The following is an 18846-nucleotide window of genomic DNA, read 5'->3' on the forward strand; positions in this document are numbered from 1 at the left end:
GAGCCGTAAGGCGGCAGAGTTGAGCTCCTGGCTTAAGGCCGTGACGCAGCGCAGACGCGTGGAGCAGGAGATGGACGCCGAACTTGAGTTTCATCTCGAGGCGGTCACGGCGGATCTGATCCGGGCAGGGAAGTCGCCGCAGGAAGCCGCGAGACAGGCTCGCATCGCACTCGGCACCGCGCTTACGCACAAGGAGGGGATGCGGACCTCGCTGGGACTGCGCTGGTTCGACGAGCTCGGAGCTGACCTACGCTACGCGACCCGCATGCTCCGCAAGAGCCCCGGGTTCACGGCAATCGCCGCCGGCTCGCTGGCTCTGGCGATCGGGGCAAATACGGCGATCTTCTCGGTTGCCAAAGTGCTCTTGTACGACCGCCTGCAGATTCCGAATGCCGAGCAGCTGAAGATGTTGCGCTGGATCGGCGACGACAAGGTCATCGCGCACCACTCGTGGGGAGATTTCGATACCTTGCCGGACCGCTCGCAGACGAGCAGCGTGTTTCCCTTCCCCATCTTCCGCGAGATGAGCCTGCACCCCGCCGGCATGGAGAGTCTTGCCGGTTTCAAGGAAGACGGTATGAACGCCACCGTGCGCGGAACGGCGCGGCGCGTGACGGTCGCGGAGGTGACAGGAAACTACTACGACACACTCGGGGTCCGCCCGCAGCTGGGCAGGGCGATTCAGCTCGCTGATGAAACCAGTTCGGAATCGGGCAACGTGGCAGTCATCAGCGATGGGTTGTGGAGCCGCGAGTTCGGCCGCTCGCCGGATGCGCTTGGCCAGACCATCACTCTGAACCAGGCGAAGCTGACGATTGTCGGTGTGAATCCCGCGCACTTCACGGGCGCCAAGAACGTGCTGGAATCTCCGGACCTCTTCGTGCCCATCAGCTTGGAGCCTCTGCTGACCGTGCAGAGAGAAAAGAGCTCCGATCTCGTCAACCCCGATTTCTGGTGGCTGAATATTGTAGGCCGCGTAAAGCCCGGCATCCCGGAAACCGAAGCCCAGCAAGGCCTCGGCGTGCAGTTTGAGGCGGTGGTTCGGGCGCTGGCCACCGTCAAGCAGGGCGACACGATTCCCCGCCTTCAACTCGTGGATGGCAGCCGCGGCCTGCACTGGGCAGACCGCATGTTCAAGAAGCCCATGATGGTGTTGCTCGGTCTCACGGGGCTGGTTCTGCTGCTTGCCTGCGCAAACGTAGCAAATCTTTTGCTGGCGCGCGGAGCCCACCGGCAGCGCGAGATGAGCGTGCGCATGGCGCTGGGAGCTGCGCGTGCGCGCGTGGCTCGGCAGTTGCTCACTGAGAGCCTGCTACTGGCTTTGCTGGGCGGCTGCGGCGGCTTGCTGCTGGGCTATGTGGGCCGCAATGTCCTTCCGCGCCTGCTGACGAATTCGTGGGAAGACTTCAACATCCGCGTTCCGTTCGATTGGGCGGTGTTTGCCTGCACAGCGCTCATCATTCTGGCGACCGGAATTCTCTTCGGACTGGCGCCGGCTCTGTTCGCAGCAAGAACAGAGGTCTCGAGCAGTCTCAAGGAATCGGCCCAGACCACGACCCGCCGCAGACGCGGCCTCAGCGGTAAGGCCCTCGTAGGGCTGCAGATTGCGCTTTCGACCATGCTGGTGATCGGTGCCGGCCTCTTTCTGCGCACGCTGACGGCGCTCGACTCGCAGGATGTCGGCTTCAACACGGACCACCTGGTGCTCTTCGACGTCAGTCCCCCCGCAGCCCGCTACCCGGCCGGAAAAGATGTGGCGCTGCACCAGCAGCTCGAGGCCAGAATGGCAGGTTTGCCCGGCGTGGCGCATGTAACGCCGTCAGCTACGGCCTATCTTGCGGGTTCCATGAGCAACTCCGATTTTCTGCCCGAGGGCGAGAAGGTCGTGAAAAACAAATTTACGGCGGAGGACTTCAACACCGTTGGCAACGACTTCTTCCCCACGCTGGGAATCAACATCATCGCTGGAAGAGGCTTCAACGCGCAGGACACGGCGACATCGCCCAAGGTTGCCATTATCAATCAGGCGCTGGCGAAGAAGCGATTTCCGGGCGTAAATCCGATCGGCCGGATGTTCCGCGCAGACCGCGACGACACACAGCTGATCAGAATCGTCGGCATCTGTTCGGACACCTACTACTACACGCTGCGCGACAGCCCGCCCGCGCAGTTCTTCGTCCCCTATGTGCAGCAGAAGGAAGTGCACGGGATGACGTACCAGATGCGCACGTCGCTGAGCACTGCTGCCCTGGCGCCAGTTCTGCGAAACGTGGTTCAGGCAGTCGATCGCGATCTGCCCGTGACCGATCTTCGCACGCAGCGTGAGCAGATCGCGGCAACGCTGTCGATCGAGCGCGCGCTCGCCGCGCTCACATCCGGATTTGGAGTGCTGGCGCTGTCGCTGGCATGCGTGGGCATCTATGGCATCATGGCCTACTCGGTGGCGCAGCGGAGAAATGAGATCGGCATCCGCCTTGCCCTCGGTGCGCAGCCCTCGCAGGTGCGCTCGATGGTGCTGCGCGAGAGCACCGGCCTGACGGTGGCCGGCGTTGCTGTGGGGCTGGCCGGAGCGCTGGCCTGCACAAAGCTGGTGCGATCGATGCTCTATGGCGTAAGCCCAGACGATCCGACGACGATCGTTGTCGGAGCCGCCGTGCTCCTTGCGGTAGCCATCGTTGCCACGTGGATTCCCGCACGACGCGCGGCGGGCGTGCAGCCGATGGATGCGTTGAGACACGAGTAGAGCAGGGAACAGGGACTAGGGACCAGGGACTAGAAATCAGCGACGGATGCGGGGCCGCCGAGGCCAGTTGCAAGTTTCTCCGGATGTTCTTATCGTGGCGGGTGGGGCAGACAAGGTGCGAGCTGAACGCTACGCATCGTGACCGCCTCAATATCCACCACTGAACTTCCGGAGAGAACCATGCGTGCGCGACCTCTGATTGCCCTTGCTTTCGGGCTGGCTTTACCGGCACTTTCAACACTTGCTCAGGCGCCGGCTTCCCCGGCAACTCAAGTTCCCGCCACGCTGAAGGACGCTTTTCACGGCGCATTCTATGTGGGCGTCGCCGTCAATTCCGCCCAGATCACGGGAGCGGACGCGCAGGGCGACGAACTGATCGTGCAGCAGTTCGACTCCATCACGCCTGAGAACGTAATGAAGTGGGCGCTGATTCATCCCCGGCCCGATGCGTACGACTTCACGCTAGCTGACAAGTACGTCGAGTTCGGCCAGCAGCACCACATGTTCATCGTGGGTCACAATCTCTGCTGGCATTCGCAGACGCCGGCTTGGGTGTTCAAGGATGAAAAAGGAAATCCAATGACGCGCGACGCGCTGCTCGATCGGCTGCACGATCACATCAAAACGGTCGTCGGCCGCTACAAGGGCAAAGTCCAGAGCTGGGATGTGGTGAACGAAGCTCTCAACGAAGACGGCACGATGCGCCAGTCACCGTGGGAGAAAATCATCGGCGACGACTACGTGATCAAGGCGTTCCAGTGGGCCCACGAAGCTGATCCGGATGCGCAGTTGAACTACAACGACTACAACATGGAGAGCGCTGCCAAGCGCAAAGGCGCAATCGAGTTGGTGAAGAAGATCAAGGCCGCAGGAGTGCCAGTTGCCGTCGTCGGCAGCCAGGCGCATCTGCATCTCTCCGGCAGTGCAGCGGATGAAGAAGCTGCCATTGAGGAGTTTTCGGCCGCGGGAGTGAAGGTTGCGATCACCGAGCTCGATATCGACGTGCTGCCCTCGACCTGGAACCACACCGCCGACGTAGGCGCCAAGGTTGAGGAGAAGCCCAACCTGAATCCGTACGCGAACGGCTTGCCCGATGATGTTCAGCAGCAACTGACGAAGCGCTATGCCGACCTCTTCGCCGTGTTCTGGAAGCACCGCGACGTAGTCAATCGCGTCACTTTCTGGGGCACAACCGACAAGGGCTCGTGGCTCAACAACTGGCCCGTCCGCGGCAGGACATCCTACCCGCTGCTCTTCGATCGCGATGGCAAGCCGAAGCCGGCGTTCTATGCCGTTCTGAAGGCTGCGCAGCAATGAAATGAGCCCGTAGAGGCCGGATCTGATCCGCCTCTACGGGCCCTCTTTCGCACCAAGAGGGTTCTAGTTAACACTCGCGTACACTGTGCTTTCCCACTTCGTGCCTGCCGTATTCACAGCGTAGACATCGAAGCGATGCTTGCCCGTGCCAAGTGCGATCGACGTGCTGAAAGACTTGCTCGTCGTCTCGCTGTACTTCTTCACGCCATCCACCCACACTTCCATGCGCGCCAGCGTACCCGTGATGGTTGCGGCAGCCTGCACCGCAACCGGCGATCCCACTGTCGATCCATTTGCCGGCTTGCAAACGTGAACTCCTGCCGATGAAGGAGCCGAGCAGGTTGAGCTGGTCCCGACAGAGAAGCCGAAGTCAGTGCGCTGCAGACGGTTGTCAATGTCGGCTGCGTAGTAGGTTCCTGTGTGGTGTCCAGTAGGAAGGGTGGTGCTGAGGTTGAAGAAGGCGTAGTGATCGCCCCAGTCGTTCCGCTGCTCCCCGATCTTCTTGCCATCGACCCAGAGTTCGAGCTTGCGGATTTTGCCGAACGAGGCTGCGGTCGCGTGGAAAGCCACGGATGTAGACGAGCCGGTGATGGTGCATGCGTTGATGCCCTGGCCCTTGGCCGGGTAGGAACAGCCGTTCGTGAAGGTTCCGGAAGTGCCATTCAGATCAGTCACAAGCGAGATCGGCGTCCCCGAGTTGTTCTGGGAGATCCAGGCGACATCGGGCTTGGTGTCGCGATTGAAGTCGCCCGCCAGGAAGGCAACTTGATCGGCTCCAGCACCAACCGGGGGCAGCAGTGTTTCCACCGAGAACGTTCCCGGCGAGTTATTGCCAAGGAACAACACCATCGCGTTCTGCCCATTATCCAGGCCGAGCGCCGCGAGATCAGCTGCGCCGTCGCCGTTGAAGTCAGCGATCACGGGAATGCCCAGCCCCGAAGATGTCGGCGGCAATCCGGAGCTCATGGTGTGCAGAGCGAATGTCCGGCTGCTGCTTCCATACAAGGTAATGAGCTGCGGGGTGCCTCCGCTCTGGCTGAGACCAAAGATGTCTGTCTTTCCGTCATTGTTCAAATCGCCGGTATTGAAAACGAACACGTACCCTGAAGAGCTATACGGCGTGCTGTCGGCGAAGTTTCCAGCTCCGTCGCCATACTCCACGTGCAGCGTGCCTGCCGTGCACCCACCCTGGTTGCACACGGTGCTTTCGCTAAAGGCATAGTCCGCTTTACCGTCTGCGTCGAAGTCGCCGAGCCGCAGCGACCAGCCTGGGCCATGATCCGCGGGTGCGTTATAGATGTTCTTTGCCGTGCCAAACTGACCGCTGCCTGCACCGGGGATCAACACGATATAGTTCACGCCGGCAGTTGGGCCGTTCACAGCGGTGATAAGGTCCAGCTTGCCATCCCGGTTGAAGTCGGCAACTAACAACTCCTCGGCCTCGAAGTGCGCGCCTGCGAGGTTGATACTTTCAAACACAGGCGATTGGAAGCTGCCATCCCCATTTCCAGCAAAGTACGCGATCTGGCTGGTTCCGGAGAGTTCTGCAATCAGGTCGATCTTCCCGTCACCGTTGAAGTCACCATAAGCGACGGGAGTGTTGGCCTGGTTGTACGGCGACGAAAAGTGAAAAGAGTAGCCAGGCTTGAACGTCCCGTCTCCGTTTGAGATATAGGTGTTGAATCCGGCTGAACCTGTTTCGCCGATGAGGTCGGGGATGCCGTCGTTGTTCAGATCCACCGAATAGGCGTTGTAGAAGTAAGTCGCAGAGGTGGACGTGGACTTCAGATTGAATGTGGCTTGGTTCTGGGCAAAGCACGGCAGAGCTAGCGAAGCCGCGCACACGAGCATTGCACTCGCGGTGCGTTTACACATAACAACTCCTGGGCATGCAGGCGAAGATCTGGGGAATCCTGCATAGGAAGTTGGAATGAACCGTCTTCGGAGGAGGTTGCTCACCCCAGGTGGGTTTGGTGGCTGATGAACGAATCGTAATCCCGCATTGAAAGATGTCCGGAGCGCAAAGGTAAATCGCTTTGCGCCGCTTCCGAACGTAAGATCAATCTCGTCAGCGATCTGAGAGCCGGACTGATGCCGCGCGAATCACTCCACGCGCAACGCGGCCATGGGATTCACACGCGTCGCCCGAAGCGCCGGAACCCACACCGCCATCAACGCTGCAATCGCCAGCACCACCGGCGTCGCAATGAACGACAGCGGGTCGAGCGGCTTCACGCCGAACAAGAAACCGGCGAGGAAGCGCGTCAGCCAGAATGCTCCCGCACCGCCGATCACGAGTCCAATCAGCGTGAGCGTCATGCCTTGCCGGATCACCATGTTGCGCAGGTTCGATGTCTGCGCTCCGAGAGCCATGCGTACGCCGAGTTCCTGCGTCCGCTGTTGCACGGAGTAGGACATGACGCCGTAGACTCCGATGGCCGCCATCAGCAACCCGGCAAAGCCGAACACCGAGAGCAGCAGCATATTCAACCGCTGCTGCGCAATGTTTGTCGCTTCCAATTCCTCCATGGTGCGGATGTGAGCGATCGGCAGTCCTCCGCTTGCCTCACGCAGTGCCGTACTGATCGCGGTCGTCAGTGTGCGCGGATCCGGCTCACTGCGCACGAACCAATACAGAGGGGCCACGCGCGAATTCAGCGCCGTTTCAGCATCCGGCATCTGCGCGAGCGGGATATACATCATCGGTGTTGGATCTTGGTTGGGGCCATTGTCATGCGTGTTGCCCACAATGCCAATGACCTGTCGCGGACCTTCAGCGAAGGCCGGACCCGCACCTGCGCCGATCAGGATACGATCCTTCAGCGGATCGCCGCCCGGCCAGAAGTGTTTCGCGAACGCATCATTGATCACTACGACGAGTGGAGCAGCGGCCGTGTCCTGCCGGGTAAATGTGCGGCCGCCCATCAACGGAATCTTCAGCGTGTTGAAGTAGCCATAGGAGATGGAGCAGAACCCCGCGCCGCCCGAAGAGGTCGATCCTCCTTTTGGCCGGCCCACCACATCGAAGCTCATCCCAAAGCCGCCGGCCATCGGCAGGCAATTGCTCACGCCCGCGTCAATCACGCCGGGCACAGCATGGAGCCGGTCCGCGCCCTGTTGAACGACCTGCGCAACCGGCGCGGTCGTCTGGAATCGTTCGCCACTGATCGACATCGACATGCTCATCACGTTGTGCATGGCAAAGCCGGGGTCGACACCCTGCAGATTCATAAACGTGCGGATCAGTAGCGCGGCACCGGTTGCGAGCACAACCGTGAGCGCCACCTCGGCAATCACCAGCGCCATGCGCAGCTTGCCGTTGCGCACGCCAAAGCTCGCGTGATTGCTGTTCTCGTTCAGCGCACCGGCCAGGTTCGCGCGCGATGCCGTGATGGCGGGAATCAGCCCGAAGATCAGCCCCGTCAGAATCGAAATCCCAAGCGTGAAGAGCAGGATGTTGAGGTCGGGCTTGATCGCCGCGCCGTCTTCCCCGATGCGTGGAATATCGCCGGGGTTGATGCGCAGCAGCATGCGGACACCCGCGAATCCGAGGCCGAGTCCGATCAGGCCACCGGTAAGCGAAAGCGCCAGGCTCTCAACAAGAAGCTGACGGATGATCTGCCCGCGTCCTGCGCCCAGCGCGGCGCGTGTTGCAAACTCGCGCTTGCGCGCCGCGGCTCGCGCAAGCAGAAGGTTGGCGACATTCGCGCATGCGATCAACAGGACGAACGCCACCGCTCCCCACAGCACCAGCAGACGCGAGCGCGTATCGCCAATCATCTCAGCCTGCAGCGAACGAACACCGAACGAGCCGCCCGGCGGAAGCGTTTCATTGCCATACATTCTGCGAAACTGCTCTGCAACGAGTTGCATCTGCGCATTCGCCTGCGGGATCGTCACGCCAGGCTTGAGCCGTCCCACAGCGGTGAAGAAGAACACCATGTCTTTCGAGTTCAGGTCGAACTGATACGGCACCCAGAGGTCTGCCGGCGTATCGGTGACAAAGTTAGGGCCGATGACGCCGATAACGGTATACGGCTGACCGTCGAGTTGAATTGCGGTTCCCACGATGTTCGGGTTTGCGCCGTACCGGCTCTTCCACAAGGCGTTGCTCAGTACCACCACGTGTCCGCCGTTGGGGCTGTCTTCTTCCTGAGTGAAGGTTCGGCCGAGCGCGACAGGCGCTCCGAACATCGCAAAGTACTGCGAAGAAACGTGCAGCCCCTGCACCTGCTCTGGATGATCGCCGCCGGTGATGTTGAGCCCCGCGCCGCCGAAATCAAGCGCGGCCACCTGCTGGAAGATGCTGCTCTGCTGGCGCCACAGATTGAATCGCGGAATGCTCGCTCCCGGAAACGCGCCGCGCGGCCCCGTGTTAACCAGTGAAACCAGTTGCTGCGGATCGGGATACGTCAGCGGCTTCAGCAGCACCGCATCGATCACAGAGAACACCGCCGTGTTCACGCCGATGCCGACCGCAATTACGAGCACGGCGATGAAAGTGAACGCCGGAGTCTTCCGCAGAGACCGCAGCGCGAAAGAGAAGTCCTGCCGCAGCCCTTCGACGAACGGAAACGTGTGATAGCTCCATTCGCGCTCGCGCACCGTGCGCCGATTGCCGAACCGCAGATTCGCTTGACGCCGCGCCTCTTCCGGTGAGAGACCGCGCGCGAGGTTCGCGTCTTCTTCATGCCGGATGTGTGCTTCGATCTCCTCGGCGAAGTCGTCATCTCTCCGCTTGCGATCTGAAAAGCGCTTCATGTTCATCGGCGTTTCCTCTCTGCTTGTTTTCAGCGGGCCGTTCTCTTCAGCGGTCGACTCAGCTACTCCGGCAATTCACCCAGGATGAGCCCGATCGCCCGCGTCATCTTCCGCCAGCGGTCGGTCGCGGCGTTCAGTTCCTTCCGGCCTCTATTCGTCAGGCGGTAGAACTTCGCCTTGCGGTTGTTCTCGCTCACGCCCCACTCCGACGAAACCCAGCCGCGGTCCTCGAGGCGATGCAGCGCCGGATAGAGCGATCCCTGTTCAACATCGAGCGCATTTTCTGAGGTGCTTTCAATGGTCTGCGCGATGGTGTGTCCGTGAGCCGGTCCCAAGATCAGCGTGCGCAGGATCAGCATGTCCAGCGTGCCCTGCAGCACGTCTCCAGCTTCCGGCGGTCGTTTCGAAATCATGAGTGCTCTCCACTCGAATGACTATGGGAAAAGAGTCTACTCCACTCGAATGGCTATGGGAAGAGGGAAAAGCAGGGAACAAGAGAACAAGGCGACGAGGGGACAAGAGAACAAGGGAGGGAAGTGCCCTTCTTCCTCGCTTCAGATTTGGGGCGGCTTCTGCGGCATGGGAAACGTGCACGTCACCGCCGTGCCCTGTCGCTTGCCGGATTTGATCTCCAGAGTCCCGCCGATGATTCTCGCCCGGTTCTCCATCGTGTAGCGCCCGAAGCCGTCCACAACGCCCTGGGGCTCGAAGCCCACACCGTCATCGCTGACGACGAGCATCCCGCAGCCATCGTTCGAACTGAGGCTGATGGAGATCGCAGAAGGCCTGGCATGCCGCAGCGCGTTGTTCAGCGCTTCCTGTGCGATGTAGTAGAGGTGGTACGCCACTTCCTGATCCTTGATCGACACCGGCGTCCGGCACTCAAACCGGCACTCCAGCTGCGCCATCATCGAGATGTCCTCGGCTGCACGAGAAAGAGCAATCTGCAGGCCGTCATCCTCCGTAAGCACGGGAGCCATGCCGCGAGCCAACTCCCGGGTTCGCTGAATTGCTTCGCTGATCAGCGAGACAATCTTGCGCGCCTCCGCGGTTTCGGGCCGGTGTTCTTTGTCCAATCTGCCCTCAAGGTACTTCGACATCAGGCCGATGCCGGTTAGGCGCTGCCCCAGGTCGTCGTGCAGATCCTGTCCGATGCGGCGTTGTTCCCGCGCGCTGATGTCGAGCATCGCCCGCTCCAGGCGCTGCCGCTCCTGAACCTCCTCGGCGAGTTTAGCGTTGGCCAGGCGCAACTGCGCCGGGCTGGGTATGGCCACGGCCTTGGGTATGAGCCAGATCAACAGAACCGCCGTTGCCGCCGAAGCCACAGCCGTAATCGCCTTGATAATGCCTGCCAGCCGGTACGCCGGGTGCCAGATGGTCCACACCTCCATCAGGTGCGTGGTGCCGCAACCGAAAATGAATACCCCGAACATGAAAAAGATCCAGTGGAACGGAACGTCCGGCCGCTTCTTCACAAAGATCGCCAGCGCAAGCGGAATCATGTAGTAGGAGATCGTAATTGCCGAGTCGGCAATCGCATTCAGCCAGAGCACCTCGGGCGCCCACCTGTAGCAGAAGCCGTGAGGCATGAAGTCCTGTGAGAACAGATGCACGAAGAAATTCCACATACGTTGCGAGCTCCGTAGCGGCCCAGTTTCCCAACAGGTTCTATGAAGTTTTCCGGAAGGGGCGAACAAATAATGATCTCGGAGGCAAAAGGATTGCAAGTATCAAATCAGGTATCTCTGACGGGAGGGGCGCAATGCGGCGTTCAGAACGTGCTTGATCGCTAAGCATCAGGCCGGAACAGCGACAGGCTGCAGATCGAGCGTCAGCACCGTGATGTCGTCTTCCTGCCCAAACCGCCGGGCCGCCTCGGCGATTCGTTCCGCTGCTTCGGTTGACAGCGCGCATGCGCGTTCAAATCCCATGAGTTCGCCGCTGGCATCGCGAGCCTCGACTACGCCGTCCGTCAACAGAGTGAGCCGCTGGTCGGCATGCAGGGTGACGGTCAGCTCGGGATACTTCGACTCCGCGGAGAGCCCAAGAGGCAGCCCGTTGTCTGTCGCGAGCTCGCGGCCGTCGAGATATGGAGCGAGATGGCCGGCGTTCGCCACCGTGAGGGTTCCGTCGGCATCCACGCGCAGTGCGAGGCAGGTAGTGAATCCCCCACCGCTGCGGCCGAGCACGCAGCCATTCATGGCGGCCAATATCTCGCCCGGGCTCTGCGTGTACTGCACCAGAGTTCGCACCGTTCCCACCAGCAGCGAAACTGTCATCGCAGCCGGCAGTCCCTTTCCGCTCACATCGCCGATTACGGCCAGCACTCCGCCATTGTTTGCAGGCAGGATCTGGAAAAAGTCTCCACCGACCTCGCCTGCAGGGATGTAGCAGCTCTGGATTGCAAAGCCGGGAATCCGAGGTGCTTGTTCCGGAATGAGGATCTGCTGCACGATTCGTGCAGCCTGAAGTTCACCGGCAAGATGTTCTTCGTGCCGTCGCGTCCGCGTGAATCGGCCGACAAGGATCGCGAGCATCGCCGAAAGAAAGATGACATCGATGAACGGGCGCGCGCTGAGATTGAAGAATCGGGTCGCACTCATCGAGCCGTGTGTCAGGCCAAGAGCAAACATCTCGAAGGTCACGATTCCGGCGAGGTTTACGCCTTCCACCAGCAGCGTGGGACCGAGCAGAAGACGCGCGTCAGGAACTCCCTCGAAAGCTTTGACAGTAACGAGGATGAGGACCCAAATGATTGGAGGCACCAGGGTAGAGAAGTTGCAGGCACTCACCTGTGTCTGCGTGAAGATCCCCATCATGGCGAGCAGGAATGGCAGGGGCCTCGTCAAGGAGACGAAGGCGGAAACCCAGAACAACCAGTTCTTGCGGCCGTGCAGAAGGTGAATATAGAACGCGAGAAAGGCGAGCGTTCCGGCGCCCTCCGCTGCAGCCCGCGAGATCTCGCGGAAGTCGATATTGATCGTTCCAAAATTCCCGGCGCAGGCCAGGGCCTCGATATACGTCTTGAAGAGCAGCCAGACTCCGAACCACAAGTACTCGCGCTCGCGCCGATGCTGCCACGCAAATCCCAGCGCAAAGATGGCCCCGAGAAAACAAAGCAGCGCGGAAAACAGCGGCGGAGCCCAGCTCCAGGGATCGCCCGGGAAATCCGCAACGCGCATGCGGTCGATGGCTGCTGCGCCTCCGATGTAGCCCGCACTCTGCGGCCCTCCTCCGTAGTAATGCGCCCAGTACGGCCAGTGCCACACGCGGATCGCAATCAGTATCGTGCTTGCCTGAGATTGAGCGGTCGCGGGCAGCCGATAAACGGGAGGTCGCCCCGTCTGCAGGTTGCGCCGTGGCGGCATTCCGCCAAAGCCGCCCAGCAAGCGGCCATCGGCATAGACTTCATAGCTGGTCAGGAATCTCGGGAAGTAAAGAGCCAGGGGAGCTGACCCGGCTGGGATCTTCACTCTGAAGCGATACCAGCCGAAGCCGCTCATCTTGGGATAGCCCTGCGAACTCCAGCCACGATCTGACCGAAGCAGCGGCCATGAGGAGTCGTCGAATGCAGGGTCGGCCCAGTGCGGATCGTCGCCGGGATGAAAGCGCCACAGTCCGTCCAGCTCCGCGATCGGCAGGCGGTCCTTCGCGAGGTCAAAAGCCTGCGCACGGACAGCTTCTGCACCACTCACGCACAGCATGGCGAGCAAAAGCAGAAAGTGGATCAGGGCCTTGCGGGGAAGCATTGTGAGGAATGGTGTCACAGTCGGCGCTGGAGAGACAACAGATCTGCTATCGCCTTGATGTGAGCAGACACGACGCTTCGAAAATCGATTGACATATTCAATCAGGGCGAGTGATATTCATCGCAATCCCTAGAAGTTTCTGAATAAACCAGAGAGGTCACTATGAGGATCTTTGCAGGCGCTGTCTTTGCGCTCAGCACCTTATCTCTGCTGGGGCAATCTGACCATCCTTCCGTGCCAAAACCGATTCTGACGGGATGGTATCGGACCGGTAACGACCCAAAACAGGTGTACCAGCTCTCGCGCGACACCTCCACCAAACACGGAGGTACGTCAAGCCTGAGCATCAAGTGCGAGACATGCAGCGCCGAGAAGCCGCCCAGTGACGCGAGTGAGACCCAGATCTCCTTTGGCTCGATCATCCAGCAGATCAAGGCAGATCACTATCGTGGAAAGCGGATTCGCTTTGCTGCGTATCTCAAGACGGACGATGTGGGAGGCGGAGGAGCAGGATTATAATTTCGCGTTGACGGTCCGGACTTTCATCCGGTGGCCTTCGACAACATGTCTGAACCTGATCGAATGGTCCGCGGCACAACTGGCTGGAAACAGTACAGCCTAGTCCTTGATGTGCCGGTAGATGCGCAGACACTTTCCTACGGAGCATTGCTGCTCAGCCGCGGCCAGGTCTGGATTGACGATGCAACGTTCGAAGAAGTGGGCAAGGACGTACCCGAGTCCGCCGATCAATCAGCGATCAGGCAGGGTATCGATGCGGAGTTCGCGAAACTCCCGCCAGAGGTGAAAGCGAGCGTCATCGAGAACGGAAAAAGAGGGATGGCAATGAGTGCACTTGATCCGGCGAATCTGGAATTTGAATAGGAGCATTGGCAACATCTATTGCGAGAGCCTCTCCGCTCCCTTCAGCCCGTCGCCTCAACCCCGACCGGCAGTGCAGGCAATCCGCCCAGCTGCTTCCCTTCAGCAACGATCGCATCGAGATGCGCCACCGTTTCCTCCACTGAGACGGTGTACATTTCGCGGGCCGCGTCGTAGCCCTCTTCGATGAGCTGCTTGAGGTGGCGGCCGGCGATCTGGACGGCGATGCGGTCCGTGATGACCTTGCCGGAGCGCTTCTTCTGCTCCACCCAAGCGGTGCAGGGCAGAGCGATCCACATAGGCCGGCCGTTCACATCGAAGCGGATGTCGACGGCGTCGGCGTGGCGGGTGGCGATGGCCACAATGTTTGCTCTCCACTGGCAGTGGAGGTCCTCGCCGGTCCAGCGGTCGGTCACGTGGAAGTCTTCGTACATGGATTTAGCCTATCGTCTCTGCGGTTTAAGGGGCAAGGATGAGGGTCACACCGGGCCCGCATTCGGTGGACTGCATTCTTCGCCCACTGTTAGACTAGTAGGGTTGCATTGGCTGTGCCCCGCCCTGGTCGGACTCGCCTGCAAGTTGATCGTAGAGAAGGACAAACAAACAAGTGGATACACAAACGCGTCATGCCTTGAAGGGCGATAAATTTGCCCAGGCCACCAAAACCAGCGTCACCTGGCTCAGCGGACATCGCAGCAACGTGGTGCGTTGGGCCATCGGCGCCGCCGTGGTCTTGGTTGTAGGAATTGGATTTTTGGTTTTCTGGAACGTGCAGCAGGGCGGGGCGGAGCAGGCCCTTGGTCAGGCACTCGACATCTACACGGCGCCCCTGGCCTTGCCGGGCGGTCCCGCCGAGCCGGGAACCTACGCCACGGTTGCCGATCGCGCCAAGGCGGCGAATGCGCAGTTCAAGGCAGTTGCGGACAAGTATGGCTGGCTGACGGAAGGCTCCAAGGCCCGCTACTTCCAGGGCGTCACCGAGCAGGAACTGGGGCAGACCTCGGCGGCAGAGGGCGACCTGAAGAAGGTGGCCGACTCGTGGAACCGGAACCTCGCGAATCTTGCCAAGGTGGCGCTGGCCTCTATCTACCGTCAGACGGGCCGCGATCAGCAGGCCATCGACCTCTATAACGAAATTATCGCCAAGCCCTCGCAGACCGTGAGCGCTGGAGTGGCGCAGCTCGACCTTGCCGATCTCTATGACGCCACCGGCAAGCAGGGGCAGGCAAAAGCCTTGTGGGCCAAGATCAAGGATTCGGACAAGGAAGGCGCCGCCGGATCCATCGCCGCGCAGAAGCTGGCGGGCAACAAGTAGTTAGCCCGGTTGCCGTCTACGGCGGTTTGGTTCAGAGCGGCGGTCTGGGAGTCCAGATCGCCGTTTTGCTGATGTGAGCATTTTCTTGCCTGTCTGCGTCTGGTGTTTGTATGAGCGCCAGCCAGACACTAGTTCCAGGTTGGATGGAGATCGTCGAGAGCTCTGTGCATGACGCAGCTCGCCAGCACGCGGACGAAGCAGCACTGGCGGCGCTGGTCGACCAGTATGCCAGCACGCTCTATCGCGTAGCCTTCTCTGTCTCACGCAACCAGCAGGATGCGGAAGATGCCGTGCAGGAGGCGTTTCTGCGCGTCTTGCGCCATCGCGAGACGCTGGGCGAAATCCGCGACCACCGCGTGTGGCTGGTGCGCATCGTCTGGAACATCGTGCTCGACCGCAAGCGCCGCGCCAAGACACGCCCCGAAACCGACGACATCGCCGACCTGGCGCGCGTGCTGCCCGCTACGGGTTTGACCGCGGAACAGAGAGCCGCCGCATTGCAACACCATGCAAGGGTGCTCGCGTGCGTTGAACAGCTCCCGTCGCGCGAGCGCGAGGTCATGCTGCTCTCGGCCTTCGAGGAACTCTCCAGCGTGGAGATCGCCGCAGTGCTCGGCGTTACGGAGTCCAGCGTGCGCTCGCGGCTCTTTCGCGCCAGAAATCAGATGGCCGAGCTGCTCCAGCACAAGAGGAGTACACCATGAGTTCAGAATCTCACTTTGACCGAAGTGCCGGCGCTCTTTCAGCAGATGACACCTTGCGGATGATTGCCGCCCTGCCGGCGCCCGCCGGACTGGAAGATCGCGTCAAGGCCGGACTGCGCTCCGCGCCAAATAAGGCCACCGTTATCGCCTGGCCGTTTGCGCCGGCCGATGGCTGGATGCGCAGTGCGGGAGCGCGCGCTGCCGCTGCTGCCGCAATCGTGCTGGCGATAGCGGGCGGAGGATGGGGCGTCTACTCGCATATCCAGATCGCGCCAGTGCCTGCCGCTTTCGTTCAGCCGGAACTGCCGAACAGCGCCGGAAGGTTCAGCACCGCAGGAGCCATGCACGTTCCACAGACGGTCGAGGGACCGGTCATCGCCGCTCCGGTAGTGGAGAAGCATGTTCAGGAACCCGCGAAGCAGCAGCCCGTAGCGAAGAAGAAGGCAAAGGCGCACACGAGCGAGCCTGCATCTGCAGATCAGTCCAGGTGACTCCCGGCGGATCTCTGCTTATTCGTCCTTCATAATCGACCGGATCAGCATTCCCAGAATTGCCAGCACGACGGCGGCCCAGAACGCCGGCACCCATCCATAGACCGTCAGTCCGGTCACCATCTTCGACGCCAGCAGAATCATCGACGCGTTGATGACAATCAGGAAAAGTCCAAAGGTCAGGATCGCGAATGGGAATGTGATCACCTTCATCAGGAACCCAAGCGTCGCGTTCAAAATGCCGATGGCCAGCGCCGCAATCAGGGCCGAGTGAACATCGTTCACATAGAAGCCGGGCACGAAGTTGGCCGTGATCATCAGTGCGATGGCACTCAGCAGCCAGTGGATGAGCGCTCGAAACATCCTGGGTTCTTCTCCCGATGCGGCGGTTGGAGTGGGTGGTCTCTACCCTTATTGGTAAGCCATCATAACCCGCCCCGCAATGTCCCGGTCGCGTTTTTATGCGACCATTCTAGTAAGTAACAACAGGGTACCTTCTTTAGTACGTGTAACTTCGCGACTCAGTGTCACCAAGGGCCAATCTCGTTCATGCACGGTTGTAATCGTCTCCTCCGGATCGTCGTCAGCCTCGCCTGCGCGCTGTCGCTCAAGAACGCGGCATGCCAGCAGCCCCTGCCGGACATCCGCGACCTGATGCGCGAAGTGCAGGAGCACCAGAGAAAGCTCGACCAGATCCGCGAAAACTACACCTACACCTCCTACCAGGTTGTGCAGGACGTGGATGCCAACGGCCAGGTGAAGAAGACCGAGTCGTCGGAGTTCGAGGACTTCTTCGTGAATGGCCACGTGATCGAGCGCAAAGTGAAGAGCAACGACAAGCCGCTTGATGAGAACGCCCAGCGCAAGGAGACCGAACGCGTGACCAAGCTGGTCGAAAAAGCCGAGAAGACCCCGCGCGACAAGCCCCTCGACGGGCCCAGCATCACCGTAGGCCGCTTGCTCGAAATCATGGACGTGCGCAACGCGCGGCGCGAGCTCTACCGCGGCGATCCCACCATCGTCTTCGACTTCGTCGGCCGCAAAGACGCAAAGACTCACGGTTTCGCCGAGGACGCCTCGAAGAAGCTGCAGGGCACGCTCTGGGTCAACGAAGCAGACCGGCAGGTGGCGCATCTCGAGGTCAGCTTTACTGACAACTTCCGCATGATCGGCGGACTCGTCGCCACGGTGCAGAAGGGCTCGAATTTCCGCTTCGACCAGAACAAGGTCAACGGCGAGATATGGCTGCCGACCGGAGCCGAAGGAACGGTGCAGGCCCGCGTGCTGCTGCTCAAGAGTCTCCGCCAGCGCTTTCGCGAGCGCTGCTACGACTACAAGCGCTTCAAAGTCGAGGCTCAGCCGCAAAAGGACACGAAGATCGGAGTAGAAAAGAAGTAATGTTCGCGCGAAAGCTCACCGTCATGCGAGTCGATGCGGGGGGGGTTAGTCACCCTTGTCTCCTGAAGTGGATCGACAACTTCGCCATGCGCAACTTCACCAACGACGCAATCTTCGACGACACACTTCCTGTGGCCGATGGCCTCATGGAGGCCGGTCACCGCGTTCCCCTCGACCGCCTTCAGCCCGCCATGGAAGACTGGTTCCGGCGCAAGGGGTATATCAAGCCTGAAGAGAAGATGCAGATCATCGAAGAATCCGCTTGGCCTCGTTGTGCGCGTTGAGGTCGTCAGAACGTTGCTGCCAGAACTGCCTCTCGTAGGCTGTGTTGAGCTAGCGTGACGATTTCGGTTTCTGCTCCTGAATTTGCTGGAGGAATAAGGATCAGATTAACCGGCGGCGGAATTAGCTCGCTTACCTAGGAACGGCGTGCGATGAATCTGCGACCTGCCTGCCGAAATGGCTGCTCAATCAGGTAGTAGGAGACCAGCGCTGAACCGACGAGAAGCACAGGCCAAGCGGGGCCAGCGGTCGAGCGGAGAAAAAGACCCTGCCACAGGTATATCGAATAAGACCACGCTCCCATGATTTTCAAGGGAGCACACTCAAGTGCACGACTGACCAGCAGTTGCGGCTTGATAGATGTCGCACCAAGCATAACCGCTATGGCAACCGATTCGTGTAGCGGAATGATTTCATGAAAACAGAGCGTATCAAGCGCGAAGACTATCAGTGCGAGCCAGAATGCCGGGCGTGCCCACCGCTCCATCCGCGCATAAAAAGCCTTGTCAGCAACAACGATTGCTAGTACGCATCCGATCAACAACCCATCGGCGCGTATCTCTGTATGCATGTAGCCGGTATAGAAGTTTGAGTAGTAGTTCCAGTTGAGTATCCGAAAGATCGCGATAGAGATTATCAACGACACGGCGATAATGGAGGCGCGGCATCGGCCAGCCGTCGCCAGAATAGCAGGCCAAAAGAGATAGAACTGCTCTTCGATCGATAGCGACCAAAAATGCGCTGTGTAGGTATTGACGCTTGTTTGACCTAGATAATTCCGGAACACAAGCAGGCAGCCGAAGATATCAAAGTCTCGGAAGTCTCCATTGGTCAGTCGCAGGAGGCAGACTATCAGAAGAAAAGTGGTGGCCGCTGGCATGATACGGAAGAGACGTCGCACGTAGAACGTTTTGAGATCAATGTGCTCCTCCGCGAGCAAATGTGAGGTGATCAAGTATCCGGAAAGCACGAAGAATCCCTGCACCCCATGTTGTCCCAAATCCAGCCACGGCAACGCGGGGATTCGCAGGTAAAAAGTTTGATAATGGTCAATAAGGACCATCAGTATGGCGATCCCGCGCCAGCCATCTAGCGAGATGATTCTCTGATCCTGATCTATCATCGGCGACCCGCAGACAGAATCTCAAAATTAAGCTGCCGAAGCGAAAGCTCAGTATCCCCCAAAAGGCTCATGACTGGGTTTGTG

At 60.1% G+C, this 18846-nt stretch carries 17 protein-coding genes; 9 read left to right on the forward strand and 8 right to left on the reverse strand.

The window, feature by feature from the left end; translation table 11 throughout:
• Window positions 1-19 precede the first annotated feature (19 nt).
• Together DHV10_RS11120 and DHV10_RS11125 are read left to right on the forward strand one after the other, a co-directional pair.
• Window positions 20-2743 carry an ABC transporter permease gene (locus DHV10_RS11120; RefSeq protein WP_239461493.1) on the forward strand — a complete coding sequence of 908 codons (2724 nt, stop codon included), beginning with the start codon at window positions 20-22 and terminating at the stop codon, window positions 2741-2743.
• Between the two features lie 180 nt (window positions 2744-2923).
• Window positions 2924-4060 carry an endo-1,4-beta-xylanase gene (locus tag DHV10_RS11125; RefSeq protein WP_109486388.1) on the forward strand — a complete coding sequence of 379 codons (1137 nt, stop codon included), beginning with the start codon at window positions 2924-2926 and terminating at the stop codon, window positions 4058-4060.
• Window positions 4061-4123: 63 nt separating this feature from the next.
• On the opposite strand, the gene DHV10_RS11130 is transcribed toward DHV10_RS11125, so the two are convergent.
• The 5 genes from DHV10_RS11130 to DHV10_RS11150 form a co-directional block, all read right to left on the reverse strand.
• Entirely contained in the window at window positions 4124-5935 is a 1812-nt protein-coding gene (locus DHV10_RS11130) for an FG-GAP repeat domain-containing protein (RefSeq protein ID WP_109486389.1), read from the reverse strand.
• A 228-nt stretch (window positions 5936-6163) separates the two neighbouring features.
• A complete protein-coding gene (locus tag DHV10_RS11135) occupies window positions 6164-8821 on the reverse strand; it encodes an ABC transporter permease (protein ID WP_239461496.1) in 2658 nt (885 codons plus the stop codon).
• Window positions 8822-8883: 62 nt separating this feature from the next.
• A complete protein-coding gene (locus DHV10_RS11140) occupies window positions 8884-9234 on the reverse strand; it encodes a PadR family transcriptional regulator (RefSeq protein WP_109486391.1) in 351 nt (116 codons plus the stop codon).
• Between the two features lie 141 nt (window positions 9235-9375).
• Window positions 9376-10449: a sensor histidine kinase gene (locus tag DHV10_RS11145; protein WP_109486392.1), complete on the reverse strand. Its 1074-nt coding sequence runs from the start codon at window positions 10447-10449 to the stop codon at window positions 9376-9378.
• A gap of 168 nt (window positions 10450-10617) precedes the next feature.
• Window positions 10618-12570, reverse strand: a complete 1953-nt coding sequence (locus DHV10_RS11150) for a SpoIIE family protein phosphatase (RefSeq protein ID WP_109486393.1) — start codon at window positions 12568-12570, stop codon at window positions 10618-10620.
• 162 nt (window positions 12571-12732) lie between these two features.
• Here DHV10_RS11150 and DHV10_RS11155 point away from each other — a divergent pair, with 162 nt between their 5' ends.
• Together DHV10_RS11155 and DHV10_RS11160 are read left to right on the forward strand one after the other, a co-directional pair.
• Window positions 12733-13089 carry a hypothetical protein gene (locus DHV10_RS11155; RefSeq protein WP_109486394.1) on the forward strand — a complete coding sequence of 119 codons (357 nt, stop codon included), beginning with the start codon at window positions 12733-12735 and terminating at the stop codon, window positions 13087-13089.
• A gap of 45 nt (window positions 13090-13134) precedes the next feature.
• On the forward strand, window positions 13135-13452 hold the full coding sequence (locus DHV10_RS11160) for a hypothetical protein (protein ID WP_162601435.1): 318 nt from the start codon (window positions 13135-13137) through the stop codon (window positions 13450-13452).
• Window positions 13453-13493: 41 nt separating this feature from the next.
• Here the strand turns inward: DHV10_RS11160 and DHV10_RS11165 are convergent, their stop codons facing one another.
• Window positions 13494-13883: a hypothetical protein gene (locus DHV10_RS11165; protein ID WP_109486396.1), complete on the reverse strand. Its 390-nt coding sequence runs from the start codon at window positions 13881-13883 to the stop codon at window positions 13494-13496.
• Between the two features lie 173 nt (window positions 13884-14056).
• Between DHV10_RS11165 and DHV10_RS11170 the strand changes: the two genes are divergently transcribed.
• From DHV10_RS11170 to DHV10_RS11180, 3 genes are all read left to right on the forward strand, one after another.
• A complete protein-coding gene (locus DHV10_RS11170; RefSeq protein ID WP_109486397.1) occupies window positions 14057-14764 on the forward strand; it encodes a tetratricopeptide repeat protein in 708 nt (235 codons plus the stop codon).
• Window positions 14765-14907: 143 nt separating this feature from the next.
• Entirely contained in the window at window positions 14908-15468 is a 561-nt protein-coding gene (locus DHV10_RS11175; protein ID WP_162601436.1) for an RNA polymerase sigma factor, read from the forward strand.
• Window positions 15465-15959: a hypothetical protein gene (locus DHV10_RS11180; protein WP_109486399.1), complete on the forward strand. Its 495-nt coding sequence runs from the start codon at window positions 15465-15467 to the stop codon at window positions 15957-15959. Before DHV10_RS11175 ends, DHV10_RS11180 begins: the two co-directional genes overlap by 4 nt.
• An 18-nt stretch (window positions 15960-15977) precedes the next feature.
• Here the strand turns inward: DHV10_RS11180 and DHV10_RS11185 are convergent, their stop codons facing one another.
• On the reverse strand, window positions 15978-16322 hold the full coding sequence (locus tag DHV10_RS11185) for a phage holin family protein (RefSeq protein ID WP_109486400.1): 345 nt from the start codon (window positions 16320-16322) through the stop codon (window positions 15978-15980).
• Between the two features lie 186 nt (window positions 16323-16508).
• On the opposite strand from DHV10_RS11185, the gene DHV10_RS11190 reads away from it, so the two are divergent.
• Window positions 16509-17357 (forward strand): hypothetical protein, encoded by an 849-nt coding sequence (locus DHV10_RS11190; protein ID WP_109486401.1) that lies wholly within the window; start codon window positions 16509-16511, stop codon window positions 17355-17357.
• Window positions 17357-17641 (forward strand): hypothetical protein, encoded by a 285-nt coding sequence (locus DHV10_RS11195; RefSeq protein ID WP_109486402.1) that lies wholly within the window; start codon window positions 17357-17359, stop codon window positions 17639-17641. Before DHV10_RS11190 ends, DHV10_RS11195 begins: the two co-directional genes overlap by 1 nt.
• A 134-nt stretch (window positions 17642-17775) precedes the next feature.
• Here DHV10_RS11195 and DHV10_RS11200 read toward each other — a convergent pair whose 3' ends face one another.
• A complete protein-coding gene (locus tag DHV10_RS11200) occupies window positions 17776-18762 on the reverse strand; it encodes an acyltransferase family protein (RefSeq protein ID WP_109486403.1) in 987 nt (328 codons plus the stop codon).
• Between the last annotated feature and the right edge of the window lie 84 nt (window positions 18763-18846).

This window comes from Occallatibacter savannae, from assembly GCF_003131205.1.
Lineage (GTDB): Bacteria > Acidobacteriota > Terriglobia > Terriglobales > Acidobacteriaceae > Telmatobacter > Telmatobacter savannae.

Excerpts from the sequence above, each read along its gene's own strand:
- DHV10_RS11125 (WP_109486388.1), top strand. The coding sequence starts at position 2,924 with ATGCGTGCGCGACCTCTGATTGCCCTTGCTTTCGGGCTGGCTTTACCG.
- DHV10_RS11130 (WP_109486389.1), bottom strand. The coding sequence starts at position 5,935 with ATGTGTAAACGCACCGCGAGTGCAATGCTCGTGTGCGCGGCTTCGCTA.
- DHV10_RS11135 (WP_239461496.1), bottom strand. The coding sequence starts at position 8,821 with ATGAAGCGCTTTTCAGATCGCAAGCGGAGAGATGACGACTTCGCCGAG.
- DHV10_RS11140 (WP_109486391.1), bottom strand. The coding sequence starts at position 9,234 with ATGATTTCGAAACGACCGCCGGAAGCTGGAGACGTGCTGCAGGGCACG.
- DHV10_RS11145 (WP_109486392.1), bottom strand. The coding sequence starts at position 10,449 with ATGTGGAATTTCTTCGTGCATCTGTTCTCACAGGACTTCATGCCTCAC.
- DHV10_RS11150 (WP_109486393.1), bottom strand. The coding sequence starts at position 12,570 with ATGCTTCCCCGCAAGGCCCTGATCCACTTTCTGCTTTTGCTCGCCATG.
- DHV10_RS11155 (WP_109486394.1), top strand. The coding sequence starts at position 12,733 with ATGAGGATCTTTGCAGGCGCTGTCTTTGCGCTCAGCACCTTATCTCTG.
- DHV10_RS11160 (WP_162601435.1), top strand. The coding sequence starts at position 13,135 with ATGTCTGAACCTGATCGAATGGTCCGCGGCACAACTGGCTGGAAACAG.
- DHV10_RS11165 (WP_109486396.1), bottom strand. The coding sequence starts at position 13,883 with ATGTACGAAGACTTCCACGTGACCGACCGCTGGACCGGCGAGGACCTC.
- DHV10_RS11175 (WP_162601436.1), top strand. The coding sequence starts at position 14,908 with ATGGAGATCGTCGAGAGCTCTGTGCATGACGCAGCTCGCCAGCACGCG.
- DHV10_RS11180 (WP_109486399.1), top strand. The coding sequence starts at position 15,465 with ATGAGTTCAGAATCTCACTTTGACCGAAGTGCCGGCGCTCTTTCAGCA.
- DHV10_RS11185 (WP_109486400.1), bottom strand. The coding sequence starts at position 16,322 with ATGTTTCGAGCGCTCATCCACTGGCTGCTGAGTGCCATCGCACTGATG.
- DHV10_RS11190 (WP_109486401.1), top strand. The coding sequence starts at position 16,509 with ATGCACGGTTGTAATCGTCTCCTCCGGATCGTCGTCAGCCTCGCCTGC.
- DHV10_RS11195 (WP_109486402.1), top strand. The coding sequence starts at position 17,357 with ATGTTCGCGCGAAAGCTCACCGTCATGCGAGTCGATGCGGGGGGGGTT.
- DHV10_RS11200 (WP_109486403.1), bottom strand. The coding sequence starts at position 18,762 with ATGATAGATCAGGATCAGAGAATCATCTCGCTAGATGGCTGGCGCGGG.